18 protein-coding genes are annotated in these 20,737 nt (G+C 38.0%); all 18 read right to left on the bottom strand.

Annotated elements, in window-relative coordinates; all coding sequences use genetic code 11:
- Window positions 1–144: 144 nt before the first annotated feature.
- The 18 genes from V7124_RS01140 to dapA all read right to left on the bottom strand — a co-directional run bounded on the left by V7124_RS01140 (window position 145) and on the right by dapA (window position 20,678).
- Entirely contained in the window at window positions 145–1,395 is a 1,251-nt protein-coding gene (locus V7124_RS01140; protein ID WP_335485098.1) for a competence/damage-inducible protein A, read from the bottom strand.
- A gap of 18 nt (window positions 1,396–1,413) precedes the next feature.
- Entirely contained in the window at window positions 1,414–1,992 is a 579-nt protein-coding gene (pgsA, locus tag V7124_RS01135) for a CDP-diacylglycerol--glycerol-3-phosphate 3-phosphatidyltransferase (RefSeq protein WP_335411549.1), read from the bottom strand.
- Between the two features lie 50 nt (window positions 1,993–2,042).
- Window positions 2,043–2,945: a helix-turn-helix domain-containing protein gene (locus V7124_RS01130; RefSeq protein WP_335411551.1), complete on the bottom strand. Its 903-nt coding sequence runs from the start codon at window positions 2,943–2,945 to the stop codon at window positions 2,043–2,045.
- A 213-nt stretch (window positions 2,946–3,158) separates the two neighbouring features.
- A complete protein-coding gene (locus V7124_RS01125; RefSeq protein WP_335411553.1) occupies window positions 3,159–3,950 on the bottom strand; it encodes a YmfK family protein in 792 nt (263 codons plus the stop codon).
- A 159-nt stretch (window positions 3,951–4,109) separates the two neighbouring features.
- Window positions 4,110–4,367, bottom strand: a complete 258-nt coding sequence (locus tag V7124_RS01120) for a DUF3243 domain-containing protein (protein ID WP_179161182.1) — start codon at window positions 4,365–4,367, stop codon at window positions 4,110–4,112.
- A gap of 71 nt (window positions 4,368–4,438) precedes the next feature.
- On the bottom strand, window positions 4,439–5,161 hold the full coding sequence (ymfI, locus tag V7124_RS01115) for an elongation factor P 5-aminopentanone reductase (protein WP_335485095.1): 723 nt from the start codon (window positions 5,159–5,161) through the stop codon (window positions 4,439–4,441).
- A 76-nt stretch (window positions 5,162–5,237) separates the two neighbouring features.
- Entirely contained in the window at window positions 5,238–6,527 is a 1,290-nt protein-coding gene (gene yfmH, locus V7124_RS01110) for an EF-P 5-aminopentanol modification-associated protein YfmH (RefSeq protein ID WP_335411562.1), read from the bottom strand.
- Window positions 6,527–7,807, bottom strand: a complete 1,281-nt coding sequence (gene yfmF / locus V7124_RS01105; RefSeq protein ID WP_335411563.1) for an EF-P 5-aminopentanol modification-associated protein YfmF — start codon at window positions 7,805–7,807, stop codon at window positions 6,527–6,529. The genes yfmH and yfmF overlap by 1 nt, the downstream gene beginning before the upstream one ends.
- Before the next feature lie 198 nt (window positions 7,808–8,005).
- Window positions 8,006–8,959: an ABC transporter permease gene (locus V7124_RS01100; protein WP_335411566.1), complete on the bottom strand. Its 954-nt coding sequence runs from the start codon at window positions 8,957–8,959 to the stop codon at window positions 8,006–8,008.
- 1 nt (window position 8,960) lies between these two features.
- Complete coding sequence (locus V7124_RS01095) at window positions 8,961–10,040, bottom strand: ABC transporter permease (RefSeq protein WP_335411568.1); 1,080 nt, start codon at window positions 10,038–10,040, stop codon at window positions 8,961–8,963.
- Window positions 10,037–11,560 (bottom strand): ABC transporter ATP-binding protein, encoded by a 1,524-nt coding sequence (locus tag V7124_RS01090; RefSeq protein WP_335485092.1) that lies wholly within the window; start codon window positions 11,558–11,560, stop codon window positions 10,037–10,039. The genes V7124_RS01095 and V7124_RS01090 overlap by 4 nt, the downstream gene beginning before the upstream one ends.
- Before the next feature lie 215 nt (window positions 11,561–11,775).
- Complete coding sequence (locus V7124_RS01085; protein ID WP_335411573.1) at window positions 11,776–12,876, bottom strand: BMP family lipoprotein; 1,101 nt, start codon at window positions 12,874–12,876, stop codon at window positions 11,776–11,778.
- A gap of 86 nt (window positions 12,877–12,962) precedes the next feature.
- Window positions 12,963–13,688, bottom strand: a complete 726-nt coding sequence (locus V7124_RS01080) for a GntR family transcriptional regulator (protein ID WP_335411575.1) — start codon at window positions 13,686–13,688, stop codon at window positions 12,963–12,965.
- A 249-nt stretch (window positions 13,689–13,937) separates the two neighbouring features.
- Window positions 13,938–16,286, bottom strand: coding sequence for a DNA translocase FtsK (locus V7124_RS01075; protein ID WP_335485089.1), 2,349 nt, complete (start codon window positions 16,284–16,286; stop codon window positions 13,938–13,940).
- Between the two features lie 353 nt (window positions 16,287–16,639).
- The gene (locus tag V7124_RS01070) at window positions 16,640–16,879 is read right to left on the bottom strand and encodes a YlzJ-like family protein (protein ID WP_335411579.1); all 240 of its coding nucleotides are present in this window, start codon (window positions 16,877–16,879) and stop codon (window positions 16,640–16,642) included.
- Window positions 16,876–17,628 (bottom strand): ClpP family protease, encoded by a 753-nt coding sequence (locus tag V7124_RS01065; protein WP_335411580.1) that lies wholly within the window; start codon window positions 17,626–17,628, stop codon window positions 16,876–16,878. The genes V7124_RS01070 and V7124_RS01065 overlap by 4 nt, the downstream gene beginning before the upstream one ends.
- 109 nt (window positions 17,629–17,737) lie before the next feature.
- Entirely contained in the window at window positions 17,738–19,405 is a 1,668-nt protein-coding gene (locus V7124_RS01060; protein ID WP_335485086.1) for a ribonuclease J, read from the bottom strand.
- 409 nt (window positions 19,406–19,814) lie between these two features.
- Window positions 19,815–20,678, bottom strand: coding sequence for a 4-hydroxy-tetrahydrodipicolinate synthase (gene dapA, locus V7124_RS01055; protein WP_335411583.1), 864 nt, complete (start codon window positions 20,676–20,678; stop codon window positions 19,815–19,817).
- Window positions 20,679–20,737 lie beyond the last annotated feature (59 nt).

The following is a 20,737-nucleotide window of genomic DNA, read 5'->3' as shown; positions in this document are numbered from 1 at the left end:
CCTCGACACTGCGTGTCTGTGGGGTCTCGCCTGTCTCGCTTCTCCCGCAGGAGTCTTCGTGCCTTCCACTGCAATCAACAAATGTTCCAAATTCAACATTATTCATTAACAAATTCTTTCAATAAAAAATCACAGAGAGCTATTTTAAGCTTTCTGTGATTCTTTCAATTGCTTTATTATATAGTAACATCCATATTTTACAGATCGGGTTCGATTTGCTTCTCTTGTACCGCCTAGTTCTAGCATATGAACAGCCGTCTGTTTGCCTTTAATAGATATACCAATATAAACTGTCCCTACAGGCTTGCCTTCAAGTTCATCAGGCCCAGCAACTCCAGTAAAACTAATCCCTATATCCGAAGCTATCAGCGCTGCAACATTTTCAGCTAACTCTTTTGCACACTCCTGACTTACAACCCCATATTTTTCAATGGTTTCTGACTTTACATTTAATACGTTCTTTTTGACCTCATTCGTGTAACAAACAATTCCGCCCTTATAAACTGAACTAACACCTGGAAAACTAGTAAGTTCCTGTTGAAACAAACCTCCCGTTAAACTCTCTGCAGCTGCGATCGTTAATTTTCTCGCTTTTAATATTTCCATTAACTCAGCTACCAATGTTGTATGATCATACCCATATAAAAACTGACCGACACGGGAATTAATTTTACTCTCGACCTCATCGAGCAATAGCTGAGCTGATTGCATATCTTGGTGCTTTGCTGTAAGCCGTAAGGTACACTCTCCATCCGATGCCAGCGGGGCTATTGTGGGATTCGATTGTTGTTCAATTAAATCAACAATCTCGGTTTCCAATGCAGCTTCGCCAATTCCAAAAAACCTTAATACTCTAGAAACTATTTTTTCATTTGTTTTAACCTGTTTTGACAAAGCTGCTATTCCAAATTTCAAAAACATCGGTTCCATTTCTTTTGGCGGGCCAGGCAGCAGTATGTAGGTACAATTATCGTTTTCAGTCATCATTCCTGGTGCCATCCCATGATGATTGGGAAGAATCATAGAACCCTCTAAAACAAGTGCCTGCTTTCGATTATTATCCGTCATTACCCTTTGTGTCTTTTTAAAAAAGAGTTCGATAGAATCCAAAGCTTCTTGGTCCATAACAAGTTTTTTTCCTAAATGCCTAGCAATGGTTTCCTTCGTTAAATCATCTTTTGTCGGCCCGAGACCGCCAGTAAAAATAATTAGATTTGAGCGTTTTTCCGCGATTTCAATCGCTGACCTTAATCGTTCAGGATTGTCACCAACAACCGTATGGAAGAACACATTAATGCCTAAATCAGCAAGTTGCTGTGAAATAAATTTGGCATTACTATTCACGATTTGACCTAGCAGTAATTCAGAACCAACTGCAATAATTTCTGCATTCATCGTCCGTTTCCCCGAGTTCTATTTAGAATTTTTAAAAACATGCATATTTTTTGCAAAGTAATCCCAGCCAGACCAGATAGTAAAAATTAACGCAACCCATAATGCTACATCATCAAATGGAAATCCAATCATTTCAAAAATAATATTATGTAATAAAAGTGCTGAAATTGCGATTATTTGTGCCCAAGTTTTGATTTTCCCGAGGTTATTGGCAGCAACTACTTCTCCACCCTCTACTAACAAGAGACGAAGACCTGTGACAGCAAATTCCCTGCTTATGATTGCAATAACAATCCAAGAGGCTGCATATCCAAGGTCAACAAGGACAACTAACGCAGCAGAGACAAGTAATTTATCAGCAAGCGGGTCGAGAAATTTCCCCATATTTGTAACAAGATTATGTTTTCTGGCGTAATAGCCATCTACCCAATCTGTAGAAGAAGCAAAAATAAAAAGTAGCGCTCCAACAAAATGGGTTACTGGAAGGTCAGCACCCAGTAGATGCATCGTTCCCCAATCAAAGGGCACAAGCATAATTATCAAGAAAAGAGGAATTAATAGTATTCTTGATATCGTAATTTTATTAGGTACATTCATGTTATTGCCTCCAGATAATATTAGAACGAAAAATAGTCATCACTAGATGACTATTCGTTCTTCGGAACATATTGAATCGTAATGTTCTGTTGAACCACATCAGTCGGTGCGATTACATACTCAAGCTTTTGATCATTTACGTAAATCTCTGTATCGACCGCTCTACCAACTACAATGAATGCTTTGGCATCGCCCGTTAAATCTACTTCCGTACTTTGTGTACCAGTGGTTGATAATAACCCTTGGAACTTAGATTGTCCACTACTATTTTTAACATTTACCCATGTTTGGCCCGTCGAAACCAATTTAACAACAAACTTATCTGTATTTTTCAAATCATAAGTTGAATTTTTTCCGCTATTTTGAACTGCCGTTAATTCTTGCTTTGGCGCCTCGACCACTGGAGTTTCCTCCTCGGTCTTTTGATCTTCCTGTTTTTCTTGGTCTTTATCTTTTACTTTTTCTGTTTCCTTCTCGTCCGCTTTATCTAGATTTTCAGAACGGATAAATTTAACAGGTTCATTTTCTTTATTCGCTGTGTCATTCGCATTGTTTCCGACACTTGTAACAATGAAATAATAAAGTAATCCCGCAGCACCAATCACAAAGACCCCAATTAGGATTTTAGGGATAATATCAAAAATTTTCGAAGAACCATCTGTTACCGATTTACGTGACTTTACTCTTGATAATTTTTCAGGCAAGTCCTCATTGTGAGTTGCAGGTATTTCGTTCTTATATGATTCAAAAATTTCATCCGGATTAAGCTGAAGCGCTTCTGCATATTGCTTTACAAAAGCACGTACATAAAAATTCCCTGGCATGCTAGAATAATTGCCTTCCTCGATGCCAATCAAATAGCGTTTTTGAATTTTAGTGATAGTCTGTACATCCTCTAAGCTTAATCCTTTGGCTAATCGCGCTTCTTTTAGTCGATTACCTAATTCAGTCACCTTTAACACCTTCCAATTAATTAAGGCTGTTTTCGTAACGATTGTTGTTAAAGTCTTATAGCCGACTTTAACTTGGCAATAGTTATTTTTGCGCCTTTGATTTTAGTTTGCCGGCTCTTTTCTTATAAAATTTATGCTGTTTTCTACGAAAACACAGCACAAATATTAATTTTTTCACAAAAAGCAACCAAAAGTTTAAGAAAAGAGCCTTAATTAAAATCCAAAATCTCCAAAATCAGATCCAGAGAACATATTATTTTGGTCGACAATATCATATGTAATTTCTTCGTCAGCATGGTTCCTTAACTCGATGATATAATCAAAATCTTCGAGGGTATACTCCGAATTTTGTACGAATATATCAGGATGTTCGACCACTTTAACTGCAGGTAACCGCATAATTTCACGGACGAGCTGCCAATGTTTTTCACTTGCACGCTTAGTTGATACAATACCATCAAGAATAAATAAGTTATTTTCGTTGTACTCATCTTGAATAAGCTGATTACGGATGGTTTGTTTTAATAGAGTGGATGATACGAACAACCAACGTTTATTAGCGCAAACACTTGCTGCTACTACTGACTCTGTTTTTCCCACCCTTGGCATTCCGCGGATACCTATTAGTTTGTGCCCTTCCTGCTTGAACAGTTCAGCCATAAAATCTACTAGTACGCCAAGTTCATTTCTTACAAAGCGGAATGTTTTTTTATCATCAGCATCACGCTGTATGTATCGTCCGTGGCGGACTGCAAGCCGATCCCGAAGTTTTGGTTCTCTAATCTTAATTACTTTTATTGTGTCCATTGTATTTAAAATTGACTCTAACCGTTTAATTTGATTATCATCTTTTACTAACATCAATAATCCACGTCTGCCTTCATCTACACCGTTTATCGTCACAATATTTATCGACAGCATTCCGAGTAAAGATGATATGTCGCCCAACAAACCAGGACGGTTTTTTTGAATCTCATATTCTAAATACCACTCTTTTTTCTCCATAAAAAACCTCCTAAGCGTAAACGACAAATTTTTCATATTTTCATCTATCCATAATAATATATGATTTTGATTGAAGATGAAAGCAAAAACAAGTTCAATCCTTATTTAAGTGTATTTCTACTGGATCTCAACAAAAAAAAGAGAGGATATCCCTCTCTCCTAGCGACTGCCATTATTTTGGACTAATTTCACCATGATATTTGCAATAGCTTGCTGCTCTTCTTTATCCGCTACTGACCATAGGTCAGAAAGGATTCTCTCTTGTTCATTTTTTGGTTCAACTTGCTCAGATAAATAATCACCTATCTGTAATGCAAGAGCACTAATAGCCCCCTCGCTCATTCCTTCATTTTGTGCTTGGTGAAGACGATCAGCTAGAAAGTCTTCCCACTGTTTCCAGTTATCTAAAACTGACATAAGTAACCCTCCTTTTTTATTGTACAGTGTTATTTTGCAATGATAAGGAGGAAATTATTCATGAAAAAATATTAAGTATACCAACCACCGTTTATCGATAGGACTTGTCCCGTAATATATGAAGACTCATCTGAAAGTAAGAATTTCACACCATTTGCTATTTCTTCTGGAAGACCGAGCCTTCCCATAGGGATCTCGTATTGAAGCAGCTGTTTATCCTCGTCAGTGAACTGACTCATCATAGCAGTTTCAACAACTCCAGGGGCAATAGCATTTACTCGTACCCCGCTTAATGCGACCTCCTTGCTTAATGCTTTAACAAAAGAAATTTGTGCCCCTTTAGCAGTCGAATAGGCCACTTCACATGCCGCCCCTGTTTGGCCCCAAATGGAAGAGATAAATATGATATTTCCTGACTTCTTCTTCGTTAGTTTTGGCAACAATTCTTTCGTTATCATTAGTGGATTCATGACATGTACCCTCATGAGCGATTCAACCTCTGCTTGTTTTATATCTACAAGGAGCCCATAGTGGCTATTACCACTGCAATAAATAATGGCATCAAGCGAGAAAATTTGCGAACAAATCTTTTTATAGCCTTCAGGACCCTCCAAATCAGCCTGAATCGCTGTATATTCACCACCAAACGATTCAAGTTCCCCTTGTAATTCTTTTATGGATTTTTCATTTTGATTAAAATGTAAATATAAATTAAATCCTAGTGATGCTAGTTTTTTTGCAACCGCTTTTCCAATACCTCCGCTTGCTCCCGTAATTAATGCATATTTTTTCATATGTTTCACTCTTTCTCTTTTTAGCTTCTCCTTATGTTAAACCAAAAGAAAAGCGCCGGCTAGCGACGCTTCCTCACTATTTTTTCGGTATTACTTGGCATACTGAGAAACGTTCTTCAGAAATAACTTCAGATGCCATTGTTTTAACGTCAGCTAAGGTTATTTTCTCTAAAGTAGGAACGACATCGAATAAATTCATATCATTAAAGGCATATCTGGTGAATTGATTGGCGATATATTCCGGTGAATTAACGGCACGTAAAAATGTACCAATTTTCTTTTTCTTCGCTCGTTCTAATTGTTCTTCGGTAAAAGACGTTCCGGTTTTTGATTGAAAGAGCATATTTTTAAGCTGATCAGCAAGTTTATCAGGATTTTCTGTATCGCCGCCGATCATTGCAAATCCAAATCCTTGTTCCTGTGTATAGTCATAAGAGAAGGTTTCATCAATCAGACCCTCGTTATAAAGTTGTGTATAATTTTCAGAGCTCTTACCGAATAGTACGTCTAGTAATACATTCATTGTAAGTTCGTTTTTTAATAAATCAGAGCCCGTTTGATTAACATGTAGTGCTTTCATCCCGATTAAACATTTAGAGGTTTGGACATTCATACCTAGAACCTGCTTCTTTTCAGCTGCTTGCACTGGTTCTTCCTCAAACTTACGCTTAATCTCTGGCATGTCTTGGTATACCTTCTTGGCTTGGTTTTCTCTGACTTGATCCATAAATTTATTTGGATCAACCGGCCCTACGATAAATAGCAGCATATTGCTTGGATGGTAGAACGTATTGTAGCACTCATAGAGTAAGTCCTTGGTAATATGTGAAATCGATTCGATTGTACCGGCAATATCAATCTTTACGGGATGGTTTTGATATAGATTTTGGATTAACCCGAAATAAAGGCGCCAATCCGGGTTATCGTCATACATGGTGATTTCTTGACCTATAATCCCTTTTTCCTTTTCAACCGTTTTTTCCGAAAAATAAGGATCCTGAACGAAATCAACTAATGTTTCAAGGTTTTTCTCGACATCTGATGTACTGGAAAACAAATAGGCTGTCCGTGTAAAGGATGTAAAAGCATTGGCAGACGCCCCCTGTCTGCTAAATTGTTGAAAGACATCTCCATCCTCTTTTTCAAAAAGCTTATGCTCAAGAAAATGGGCAATCCCATCTGGTACCACCACATATTCTTCTTTTCCCAACGGTACAAACGTGTTATCAATCGATCCATATTTAGTTGTAAACGTTGCAAATGTCTTGTTGAAGCCCTTTTTTGGTAAAATATAGACATTTAAACCATTAGGTAACTTTTCATGGTAAAGCTCCTCTTGAAGTTGTTCAAAATTAATTTTTTCCATTACTTTACCGCCTCCGTTCCCGTTAAGAAATAGATGGTATCAAGTTCGATTTTATTCGCTACTGCTACTATTTCTTCCCTCGTTGTCTTTTCCATGTCGGTAATCCACTGATCCAGTCTTATTTCCTTGCCTGCAACGATATTATGATAGAGAATTTCTGTTAACCCACGTGAAGTATCAATCGTTTCAAGGATTTGATTTCGGATCACTGCCTTCGTTTGGACTAATTCCTGATCAGAAAAGTCACCCTTTTTCATGGCTTCCAATTGATCACGAATGATTCCTACTGCCTGGTCATAGTTCTTTAGGTCTATCCCGGACATAACCATCATTAACCCTTTGTGGCTTTCAAGTCTGCTTGAAACATAATAGGCTAAGCTTGCCTTTTCACGAACATTGATAAACAATTTGGAATGTGAAAAACCACCAAAGATACCATTGAACAATTGAAGGGCAAAATAGTCTGGATCACCATAGACTATATTTGTACGGTACCCTATATTTAATTTCCCTTGCTTTACATCCTGCTCTTCTTTTATTTCCTGAACCTGATCCTTTTTTTGAACTTCCATTGACTCTCGTTTTTTCGCTGTGCGGTTTTCAAAGGTCAGCAGTTCATTCGCGAGGCTTTTCACCTCTTCTTCCTTTACATCACCGACAACATAAAGATCCATTTCATCTTCCGAAAATGCCTTCTTATAATATTCGAATAAATTTTCTGGCGTGATCATTTCAACATCCTCTGCTTCACCATTCACTTGCAGTGCGTATGGTTCACCTTTGCACATCTCCTGCAGCAGCCGGACATTTGAATAACGCATTTTATCATCATAGACCGATTGAATTCTTTGCTTCAGCGTTCGTTTTTCTTTGTTCACTGTCTCTTGATCAAATGCACTGCCTGATATATTAGGTTTTGTTAAAACCTCGGCAAGTAATTCGAATCCTTTTTTTAACAATGGTGTTGGATCACTTAGAAATTTTTCATTGGCAATTTCAAGCGTGAAGCTGATAATATGGTACTCACCTTTTTTGGCTAAATCAATAAACAGCGTGGCTCCATATAATTCATCTAAATGAGATCTTAAAGCTGTTGTTGTCGGGAAATTAGCCGAGCTGCTTTGCAGAACTTGCGGTAGAAGTGCCCTTTTCGTTACTTCTTCCTTTGACAATGGCGCTTTCATTTTCCATACAAATGTATTTGTTTTGTATTTATCTGTTTCAATGACGTGGAGTTTGTATCCATGCATAGGGGTGATTTTTTCGGCAGTTGACTCCATTTATAGACCTCCTTAGATTTCAAATCCTTCTTATTTATATATGTAAACATTCATCCGGTTATTTTACATCTTTTCCATTGTAATAAACCCTTATTCTTAATATAATTTGCCAAGGTTAGTTTTTACAAGCTAAAACCACTGACTCTTTCACAAAACAAAAAAGGCTGACAAATTAGCCAGCCTTGATACTTACTATTATTAACGTTTACCTGGATCAAATGGTTCTCCAGCAGCTTTAGGTGCTTGTGAAGATTTAGAAAAGAGTACTAAAGCAATTAACGTTACTACATATGGGAAAATCTTTAGTATGATTGGCGGAATAACAGCCAATTCAGGAATAACTTGAGATACGTTAGCGATTGTGCTGGCAAATCCGAAGAATAATGTTGCTCCTAAGATTCCTAACGGTCTCCATTGACCAAAAATTAAGGAAGCAAGTGCTAAGAAACCAAGACCTGAAACGGAACCAGTAAATTCACCAGCGTAAGTTAAAATAATGATTCCTCCGCCTAATCCTGATAAAGCGCCAGAAAGCATAACGCCAATATAGCGGATTCTCACTACATTAATCCCTGCTGCTTGCGCAGCCTGTGGAAACTCACCACAAGACTTTAATCGCAAGCCAAATTTCGTTTTATTTAGCATAAACGCACTAACAAACAGGACTATTAAAATAAACCAAGTTGTCGCATACGTTTTTGTAAATAACAAATCTCCAATTATTGGAATTTGAGATAAAATTGGCACATCAAATGGTGTGAAACCGCTAGTAATACGAATATTACCACTACCAGTTATATTTCTAGCTAAGAATACGGTTAAAGCCATTGCAATCATGTTAATTGCAGTACCACTAATTACTTGGTCTGCACTTAGATTTATGCTTGCGAAGGCATGTAATAGAGAAAACAACAAACCTACTACTATTGCTGCTAATATACCAAGCCATAGGACGGTTGAGCTATTAGGCATTTTGTCCTGCAAAAAATTAACAGTGATTGCACTTGCAAATGCTCCTGATATCATTAAACCTTCTAATCCAATATTTACGATACCGCTTCTTTCACTAAAAAGACCGCCTAATGCTGTTATCAGAAGTGGAATTGTAAAAACAATCGCATAAGGGAATATTTGTTCAATTATGGTCCACATTTTAAGCTTCTCCCTTCTTGCCAACAGGTCCATTTACATCATTTGCATTTGAACGAGTCTTACGGAATTTATTTAATAGACGGTGAATCAGTACGCTAGTAGCAGCAAAGTAAATAATAATGGCGATAATAGTATTAGCAAGTTCTGGTGGAATCTCGATCATCGCATTCATAAAGCCTGTCCCCGAATAAAGAATACCAAAAAGGAGTGCTGCAAAGAATACGCCAACTGGTGAGTTAGCTCCAAGTAACGCAACCGCAATGCCATCATAACCTTGTGATGGTAAAATACCGATTTGCATGCTGGAAGCATTACCAGTGTATAGTGCTACCCCGCCCAGACCTGCAAGGGCACCTGAAATTAACATTGATAAGATAATATTGCGATTAACCTTCATACCTGCATATTCTGCTGCGTGGCGATTGAATCCAACAGCTTTTAATTCAAATCCCAATGTTGTTTTATTAATGATAAATGCAATGATAAGTACTGCAATAACTGCAAAGAACAAACCTAAGTTAATATAAGAACCCTGAAACATTTCTGTCAACCAAGGCGTTCTCAAAGTAGACTCTTCAGCAAGTTTGCGTGATTCAGTTTCTAGGAATTCACCTTTAAAGTAACCAGGAACGATATAATAAACGGTCCAATAAGCAATCCAGTTCATCATAATCGTTGCTACTACCTCATGCACATTAAATCTAGCTTTTAATAAGCCCGGAATGAATGCCCAAAGTCCTCCACCAATAATACCAGCAAGTATCATTAAAATAATTAAAACCGGTCTTGATAAATCAAACGATAAGCCAACAGCAGTGGCAGCAAGGCCGCCAATCAGCATTTGTCCTGATACACCGATATTGAATAAGCCCGTACGAAAAGCAAAGGCCACAGCAAGTCCAGTAAAAATTAACGGTGTTGCCGTTGCAAGGGTATCACCAATACGTGAAATATTTTTTAATGCACCTTGGAACAAATACGAATATCCTTCGATAGGGTTTGCCCCTATAAAGAGCATCAATAAGCCCCCAGCTATTAATCCTAAAATAATTGCAATTATGGATACAATGGTGTTTCTCATACGCTTCTCTCCTTATTCACTCCTGCCATCATCAGTCCTACCTCATTCTCATTCGTCTCAGAAGCAATGACTGTTCCAATCAGTTCTCCATTGTTAACGATGGCAATGCGGTCTGAAAGCTGCAGCACTTCATCAAGCTCTAAAGAAACTAGAAGAACAGCTTTTCCTTTATCACGATGCTCGATTAATCGTTTGTGGATATATTCAATCGATCCTACATCCAATCCACGCGTAGGTTGTACAGCGATGAGCAAATCAGGATCTAATTCCATTTCCCGCCCGATGATAGCCTTTTGCTGATTTCCTCCTGATAGTGTTCTTGCAATTGATGCTCCGCCTTCACCAGAACGAACGTCAAATTTTTCTAATATACTTCTAGCATATTTCTTAATGGCAGTACCATTTAGTAATCCAGTCTTTGCAAACGGTGGTTTATTATATACTTCTAAAACCATGTTGTTTTCTAGTGTATAATCGAGAACAAGTCCACGCCTTTGTCTGTCTTCAGGGATATGACCAATTCCACTTTCGATTCTTTGGCGAATTGAAATATTTGTTATTTCGTTCCCTTTTAATAAAATTTTTCCCGATTCAACTTTCCTAAGTCCAGTTATCGCTTCTACGAGCTCGGATTGACCATTTCCTTCAACCCCAGCGATACCAACAATCTCTCCTCTTCTTACTTCAACCGAGAAGTTTTTTAGTCCTAATACTTTTCTATTATTTTTTACAGAGATAGAATCTATTTGAAGTACAACATCACCTGGTGTACTAGCTTCCTTATCCACTTTAAAGTTAACATGGCGACCAACCATCATTTCTGCAAGACTTGATTCACTAGTCTCTTTCACATTAACAGTTCCAATTCCTTTTCCACGTCGAATAACTGTACATCTGTCTGCGACCGCTTTAATTTCTTTTAACTTATGTGTAATAATGATAATCGATTTACCTTCTTTTATAAGGTTGCGCATAATTTTCATTAACTCTTCAATTTCATGCGGAGTTAAAACTGCTGTTGGTTCATCAAAAATAAGTACTTCAGCTTCACGGTAGAGCATTTTCATGATTTCTACTCGTTGCTGCATTCCTACTGAGATATCTTCAATTTTTGAATGTGGATCAACGTTTAAGCCATAATGCTTTGACAATTCTGCAATTCTTTTTGCAGCCTTATCAATATCTAGGATCATCCCTTTTAATGGTTCACTGCCTAGAATAATATTTTCTGTTACTGTAAAGTTTTCTACCAATTTAAAATGTTGGTGGACCATTCCAATACCGAGTTGATTGGCTACACTAGGATTCGTAATTTTTACTTCCTTCTCCCGGATTTTAATGACCCCTTGTTCAGGTTGATACATACCGAACAATACACCCATAAGTGTGGACTTTCCGGCACCGTTTTCACCTAGTAAGGCATGTATTTCCCCCTTTTTTAATGTTAGGGTAACATTATCATTTGCTACAATACCAGGGAATTCTTTCCTAATATTCAGCATTTCAACCACATAACTCATAGTAGCACTCACCTTTTTATTTAGACTCGGGTTTCTTTGAAAATAGGGAGTCCCCTATTACAACATCAAAACTGAAGAATAGTGAAAAGTAAATTTGATACTTAAGCTATTACTAAACTCAGTAGTTGTATACTCTAGTAATAGGCTTGTTCATCAGATTAATCATACATAAGTACATAAAAGAGACGGGAAAAACCGCCTCTTTTATGATTTTTTTACTTGAATAAACTTCCTTGTTCACCAGCAACTTTGATATCGCCAGACTTAATTTTTTCATATACTTCTTTAACTTTAGCCGTTGTTTCATCGCTTAAGTTTGGATTTTCTTCTGGTAGACCGATTCCGTCGTTTTTAGCATCAAAAGTTAACGTATCGCCGCCAGGGAATTTACCATCTAACTCAGCCTTAATCATGTCAAGAGTAACAACATCTAATTTTTTCATTGCTGAAGTCAAGATAATAGATTTGTCACCTTCGTAGATACCATCCGCATATTGGTCACTGTCAACACCAACGATCCAGATTTTATCGCCAGCTTTGCCGCGAGTTTTTGCTTCGTTAATCGCTCCAACACCTACACCGCCAGCAGCTGTGAAGATTACATCTACACCACGGTCAAACATTTGTGCAGCAATTTGTCCACCTGCAGCAACATTATCAAAAGATCCTTGGTACATTACGTTTTCTGCTTTTAATGATATATTTGTGCCTAAGTTTTCATTAGCATATTTAATACCTTGTTGGAAGCCCCAATTAAACTTTTGAACAGCAGGAATTTCCATACCGCCGATAAAGCCAGCTTCACCTTCTTTTAGTTCAACAGCAGTAGCTACACCTGCCAAGAATCCTGATTCATGTTCAGCAAAGAAAATTGCCACTGTGTTATCCTTAACCACTGGTTTAAAGTCCCCAGAATGTGGATTACCATCAAGAATGACAAATTTTGCATCTTTATATTTATCTTGTGCATGGAATACAGCAGTTTCAAACTTGAATCCAGGTAATACAATAAACTTATAACCTGCATCGTATAAATTGCCCATTTCCTTTAGGTATTCTGCTTCTGTAGTACCAGCTGGTTTAAGATATTTTGATTGAATTCCAAGATCCTTTTCAGCTTGCTTAATACCTTCCCAAGTACCTTGGTTAAAGGATTTGTCATCAATTGTACCTGCATCCGTAACCATACCGATCTTAACTGCATCTTTACCGTTATCCTTACTTCCAGTATCTTTGTCACCGCCACCACAAGCTCCAAGTAATGTGCCGGCAGCTAAAATCATTGACATAGCTAAGCCAAATTTACGTTTTTTCAAGGCAATTGACCCCCTATATTTTTTTGTTTGATTTTGTAGGAATTTTAAGTAAACAGAGTGATTGCGTTTTCAAACCTGCAAAAAAATTAGAATCTTTTTCTCAGAACCTGAAAACTAAATTTATCTGCCTTAAAATAGTTTACCGAAAAAAGGATTGGTTCATCCGTTTCATCGAAATGCATTTGCTTTAAAACAAGCAAAGCAGTTTCTGGTTCACATTCTAGAATGGGGGAAATTTTTTCATGATAACCAATAGGTTCAATCTGAGCAACCGCGTATGTAATTTTTCGGTTTGCCTCATCTTCTAAAATTGAGAAGATTGATTCCTCTCCATGAGAAAAAGTCTCAGGCAAGATTTTTTCAGGTACTTTGTCGATACAGTATACAACTGGTTCCCCGTTTGCAGTTCTAACCCGCTCCATGATTACGATTTCCTCATTTAAAGAACATGTGAAACGACGACTATCCTCTTCTGTAGCTCCAACAGTTGATGAACTTAAAAAAATCGTGCCTGGTTTCATACCTGCTTTAAATATCATATCTGTTACACTATTAAGTTGTTCAATCCCTGAGGTAAACAGCGGTTTTGAGTTAACAAACGTGCCAACGCCATGGCGGCGGATGATAACGTTTTCCTCTTCAAGAATACGCAACGCTTCACGAAGTGTTGCTCTGCTTACTCCAAGTAGTTTGGCAAGATCGAATTCAGAGGGTAATTTTTCTTTTTCTTTATAAACTCCTTGTTCAATATCTTGCTTTAACCGATCAATAACTTGTAAGTATAAATGTCGGTTATCAAGCTTAATAGACATGCAGGTACCTCCAGCTTTTTCCTAAGTCATCAGACATCTGATGTATAATCATTCCTACTAATCGAAAATAATATAACATTTTTTTAGTGATATTGAAATAGAAATTCAAAATTTTGTCGAAAAAACCAGGCCTGTATAAATACGGTTACCATGATTAGCCTTTTTTATTAAAAAGTCTGCTATAATATATAATGGTCTAAATTTATCGTATATATTGAAAAAAAAAAGAGCCGAGAAATCGACTCTTTACTAATTTAATTCTTCATTTTGTTTGGCTTGCAGTACTGTTCTTGGTTTACTTCCTTCGTATGCACCGACAATTCCCCGTGCTTCCATTTCATCAATTAAACGTGCCGCTCTAGTATATCCAATTCGAAATCGTCGCTGCAGCATTGATACAGATGCGGTTTGCATCTCAATTACAAGGTCAACAGCATCCGAATACAGTTCATCGTCAACTTCTCCGGTCAATTCCGGTGTATCATCTGGGATCATCTCTTCTTGATACTGTGCTTTTTGCTGGCCGATTACAAAATTAACGGTATCCTCAACTTCATTGTCTGATAAAAAGGCGCCTTGTACACGAACCGGTTTAGAAGCCCCAACAGGTAGAAATAGCATATCTCCTCTGCCGAGCAATTTCTCTGCACCACCCATATCCAAAATGGTTCTTGAATCTGTTGCACTTGAAACTGCAAAAGCAATTCTAGAAGGAATATTGGCTTTGATTACACCCGTGATAACATCAACGGATGGACGCTGGGTAGCGATAATTAAGTGAATACCAGCTGCTCTGGCCATTTGTGCTAGTCTAGTAATCGAATCCTCTACATCAGAAGATGCTACCATCATTAAATCCGCAAGCTCATCTACGATTACCACTATATACGGTATAAGGGGCTGCTTGTCATTTTCTTCGATGTTATGCCTTTTAATGTGATCATTATATCCTTCAATGTTTCGGGTTCCTGTGTGTGAAAATAAATCATACCGTCTTTCCATTTCACTTACAACCTTTTTCAATGCTTGCGATGCTTTCTTAGGTTCTGTTACTACTGGTGCTAATAAGTGAGGTACTCCATTATAGACATTCAACTCAACCATTTTCGGATCGATCATCATCATTTTAACTTCATGCGGCTTTGCCCTCATTAAGATACTGGTAATAATCCCATTAATACATACACTTTTACCGCTTCCTGTTGAACCAGCCACTAATAGATGGGGCATTTTATTTAATTCAGCTAGAACAGCTTCGCCAGTAATATCTCTGCCAAGACCTATCAAAAGCTTTGCTTCTGGTTTATTATTCTGGGTCGCTTCTAGTACCTCGCGCAAGGAAACAATTGCAACCTCCGAATTCGGAACTTCGATTCCAATGGCAGATTTCCCAGGAATCGGTGCTTCAATACGTATATCTTTAGCAGCTAGTGCTAATGCTAAATCATCACTTAAACTCACTATTTTACTAACCTTAACCCCTACATCAGGGTGTACTTCATATTTTGTAACAGCCGGCCCTAGATGAACCTGAGTTACACGGGCCTTTACCCCAAAGCTTTGAAATGTACGTTCCAGTTTAGCAGCATTGGCATGAATTAATTCGTACTCCCCACTTTGGTCTGTTTTCTTTGGAAGCTTTAGGAGTCTTAGTGGCGGTAGCTCATAAGCTACATTTTCTACTTCTGTAAAAGTAATCGGCGGAGTAGAATCATCTTCATCAATTTTATGTTCATTTGTTTTATTTTTTGATTCTTCACTCTTTCGTCTTGCTTTTGGCGGTTCCTCTTCTTGATAAGCACGATCAGCAAAGCTTGAAATGAGCGGTTCGGGTGCCGCCATTTCATTCTGTAGATTTTGTATTGGTGCAATGATTTCTGTCTGTCCAGAAGCTGCACGGTTTTCACGTTCGCGTTGCTGTTGAACTCGTTTTTCTTCCCGACGTTCCTGCTTTTTCTGTTTCCATTCTTCCATATCTAATTGAAAGGCACTCCATTGTCCCTTGGAAAAATCAGCAATCGTAATACCTACTTTAGCAATAAATTCGCCAAACGATTTTCCTGTTAGTAAAATAAAACCAATAAGAATAAAGATAAATGCAATAATCTTTGTGCCGGTTTCGGCAAAAAGGTAATGAAACATTGCAAAAAGAACTGCACCTATCATCCCTCCGCCAAGGTCGATTGTACTCGTCTCTCCTTTAACTTCCATTATGAAGATTTCCCATGTGTTGCTAATAACACTAGGATTTTTAAAGTTCCCATCATTTGTTAGTAAATGAAATAGGGTTACATGGCTTAAGAGGAGAATGGCTGAAACAATAAAATATGTACCAGTTAATTTAATATGAAAGAAAAAAGGCATGCTTCGTTTCCACATTAAATACACACTTAGTATAACTAGACCTATCAAGCTTAGCATGTACCATTCACCCATCCAAAATCGGAAAAATAATACTAATGCTTCACCGACTGCTCCCAATTTTGCTATTGCAATTATAGCAAGTGCTAATAGAACAAGCGCTGATAGTTCAAATTTAAGTGTTTCTTTTAAATGATTATCTCTCTTTTTTGCTGTTCTTCTCTTTCTTTTTGCCATAAAATCACCTGTCTATAAAAGTGTAGTACTAGCATTATCATCCTTTTGCTATATCAAACATTGTTATCATAATTTAGCTTAAGTTTGTGTTAAACAAGACTGTTGATTTGCGCTCCAGGCACTTCGCTTTCCGCGGGCGGTCGGTGAGCCTCCTCGACGCTACGCGTCTGCGGGGTCTCACCCTGACCTGCTAGTCCCGCAGGAGTCTCGTGCCTTCCGCGCAAATCAACAGGTTATAAAATCATTAAAAACTTTTAACACAGCATAGCTAGCTTATTAAAAATACCCACAAAAGGAAGAAAGCAGCCTTGATGGCTGCTTAAGCTTCGTACTTATGATTATACCATAATATCCTAAAAGTTTGCGGTCAATCCTTGAATGCTTGCACAAGAAATTTTAGCACCAGGACATATACGCTCGTCTAAAAAATGCTGCGGATCACTACTTAAAACGCGTACCACTTGTACGTTTTGTGCATCCGTTTGTTCTACTATTAACGATACTCCTTGATAGGTTACAGTTTGTTGTTTAGTGAAGGATTCTGCTTCCGTCGGAAAAATAAATTCCTGTGGCATCGTTGTATACAGGATCATTGAATCAGCCCCTCGTTGACCACTTTTGCCTGGTCTATTAATTCGTTAAGCTTCTTCATTGCTTGACCTAATCCGCCTACCTCATCTATTAATCCATATTCCACTGCATCTGGCCCCACAACATTTGTTCCTATGTCACGGGTAAGATTACCTTTAGCAAACATTAAATCTTTAAATTTCTCTTCAGGGATTTTTGAGTGCTTGGTTACGAAATTGACCACTCTATCCTGCATCTTGTCTAAATATTCAAAGGTTGCGGGTACCCCAATTACTAGACCTGTTAAACGAATAGGATGAATGGTCATCGTTGCGGTTTCAGCAATGAAGGAGTAATTACATGATACCGCTATTGGAACTCCAATAGAATGTCCGCCTCCTAAGACTATCGAAACAGTTGGCTTTGAAAGTGTAGCCAGCATTTCTGAGATGGCCAGTCCTGCTTCGACATCCCCTCCAACCGTATTTAAGATAATTAAAACTCCTTCTATTTTTGGATTTTGTTCGATTGCCACTAACTGTGGAATCAAATGTTCATATTTAGTAGTTTTATTTTGTGGAGGCAGTGCCAAGTGTCCCTCTATTTGGCCAATAATGGTCAAACAGTGAATTTTTGAATCAGTAGACAGTTGTGGGACATTCGTTTGTCCGAGCTGCTGTATTTTTTCCATTAATGAAGAAGGTTTATCCTCTTTTAGAGGCTCTTGCCCTTCTTGATTTTCCGATTCTCCTTTTTGTATATCCTTATTCATCTTAAGTCTCCCTTCACGCATGATAACGTTAGTATGGACTTAAGAGTTAATTTCATTCTTAGATTTAAATATGAAAGGCACTGGTTGCCCAATGCCCTTCATAAATATTTTAAACCTCCATGATAATTGGAAGAATCATCGGCCTTCTCTTTGTTTTTTCATACAAATACCGGTTTAATCCATCTCGTATGTCCTGTTTGAGACTTGACCATTCAAAAGTATCTTTTGAAATATTCTTTTGCACGATATCACTAACTAATTTTGTCGATTCATCCATTAATTTTTCGGATTCACGAACATAGACAAAACCGCGTGAGATAATTTCAGGACCTGCAGCTATTCTCTTTTCCTGACGAGTTAATGTAACGACTACAATTAAGATACCATCTTGAGACAAAAGTCTTCTATCTCGTAAAACGATGTTGCCAACGTCTCCAACACCAATGCCATCTATTAAAACATTCCCCGATGGAACTTTACCTGAAATATTAAATTTGCCATCCTTAAATTCTACTACATCCCCACGGTCAGCGATAATAATATTATCATCATTCAAACCGCAATCAAGTGCCAATTTCCGATGCGCCTTTAACATTCGATATTCACCATGAACAGGAATAAAGTACTGTGGTTTCATTAAGTTAATCATAAATTTTAATTCTTCTTGACTGCCATGACTAGAGACATGTACCGCTCTTTTTCCAGAAATAACATTTGCACCAGCTCTAAACAGCATATCCACTGTCCTGGATATTAGTAGTTCGCTTCCCCTAAGTGGTGATGCAGCTATTAATACAGTATCTCCTGGTTGAATATTTACATATTTACTAGATTGCTTTGCCATTTTTTGAAGCCCTTCAATCGGCTCCCCTTGACTTCCTGTCATTAAGATAAGGATTTCCCTATCTTCATAGTTATTTATTTCGCTTACAGGGACGATAAGATCTTCTTCCACCTCTAAGTAGCCTAGATCAAGGGCAATATGATAAATTCTTTCAAGACTTTTACCCACCACTGCTACTTTGCGGCCATGATCCCTTGCTGCATTAAATATATGTTGAATTCTGTTAATGTCTGAGGCGAAGCAAGCAGCAATCATCCTTCCTTTTGAATTATATAAGGCAGTAGATAGTTCCCGCTCAACAAATGACTCAGAAGTTGTGTAGCCGGGCTTTTCGGCTTCTGTACTGTCAGATAATAAGCAAAATACACCTTGTTCTCCAATAGCCGCCATTTTCCCAATTTCAGGCTTATAAAGCTTTGTGGCAGCCTGATCAAATTTGAAATCACCTGTATAAACAATGTTACCTTCAGAAGTATGGATACAGACACCCACTGAATCTGGGATACTGTGATTTGTTCGAAAGAAGCTTACTTTGACTGAATCCATTTGAATAATCGTATCTGATGTTACTTCGTTAAAATTAATTTCTCCATTATATTCCTGTTCTTTGAGCTTAGCGTTTGCTAGAGCTAAAGTAAGTTTTGTTCCATATACAGGTACGTCTATTTGGCGAAGAAGATAGGATAGGGCACCGATATGATCTTCATGTCCATGCGTAAGGAAAACCGCCTTAACTCTTTCTTTGTTCTCTGTTAAATAGGTGATGTCAGGAATAACGATATCAATGCCCAGCATTTCATCCTCGGGGAACATTAACCCGGCATCGATAATGAATATATCTTTGTCCACTTCAACAAGATACATATTTTTTCCGATTTCTCCTACACCACCAAGTGTGATAACTTTTATGGAACTATTTGTTCTACTAATCAATTTCCGTTTCCTCCTATGTTGATTGTCTAGCTCAAGCACCGATTCACTAGAGGTCTTCGACATTTCAATATTGCCCGATCGAGATCAGTTATGACTATTATACTTTATAGTTGAAAACCTTTACAACCAATTAGTTGATTTTCCCAATCTTATCAGACTAAATAAGTTGTTAATTTATATAAATGACTGTGTTAAACAAGTCTGTTGATTTGCACTCCAGGCACTTCGCTTTCCGCGGGCGGTCGGTGAGCCTCCTCGCGCTGCGCGCCTGCGGGGTCTCACCCTGACCTGCAAGTCCCGCAGGAGTCTCGCGCCTTCCATGCAAATCAACAGGTTATAAACACAACTGTATCCCTTTCATTGCAAATAAAAAATGCCAATCCATAAACGAGATTGGCATTTTATCTTATTATAATAATTTTATTAAGGTTGAACGTTCTTGTTCAGTTAGTGGGACAAGGGGGAGTCTTACTGACCCTACGTCAAGCCCTTTAACTTGGAGTGCTGTTTTAACAGGTGCAGGACTTGGAGCTGCAAATAGTCCCTGCATAAGTGGTAAAAGCTCTTGGTGGAGTTTAGCTGCTTTCGAATTTTCACCTTCTAAAAAGGCATATACCATCTTTTGTATTTCTTTGCCAATCACATGGGAGGCAACAGAGACAACCCCAGACCCTCCGATAGAAAGAACTGGAATAGTCATACTATCATCTCCACTATAGACGTCGAAATTACTATCCGTATTCGCAATGATATGAGCGATGCCCGTTAAATCTCCACTTGCCTCTTTCACAGCAACTATATTCGGAATTTTTGACAGCCTTATAATCGTATCAGGATGAACGTTTACAGCTGACCTTCCTGGGATATTATAAACCATTACAGGTAGTGAAGTCGCTTCGGCAACCATTTTAAAGTGCTGATATAAGCCTTCCTGATTCGGTTTATTATAATAAGGAGCCACCAGCATAATCGCATCGACACCAAGCTGTTCTGCCTTTTTAGTCAGTTCCACCGATGCGTAGGTATTATAGCTGCCCGTCCCAGCAATTACTGGTATTCTTTTTCCAACTACCTTTACAACATGATTAAATAATGCCAATTTCTCTTCCTTTGACAAAGTCGGCGATTCACCGGTTGTCCCCGCTACTACAAGAGATTCTGTTCCATTATCAATTAGATAGTTTACCAATTGAGTGGTCTTAGGAAAATCAATATGACCTTTTTTATCAAAAGGTGTAACCATGGCAGTTGAAACCCGGCCAAAATGAACCATTTTACTACTCCTCTCAATTACGAAAATCAAGCTGGAAAACGGCAGTTTAAGGTCCGAAC

Source organism: Neobacillus niacini (assembly GCF_036961885.1).
GTDB lineage: Bacteria > Bacillota > Bacilli > Bacillales > Cytobacillaceae > Neobacillus > Neobacillus niacini_H.
Note: the sequence above shows the minus strand (reverse complement) of the source record. Positions and strands in the feature narration are given on the sequence as shown.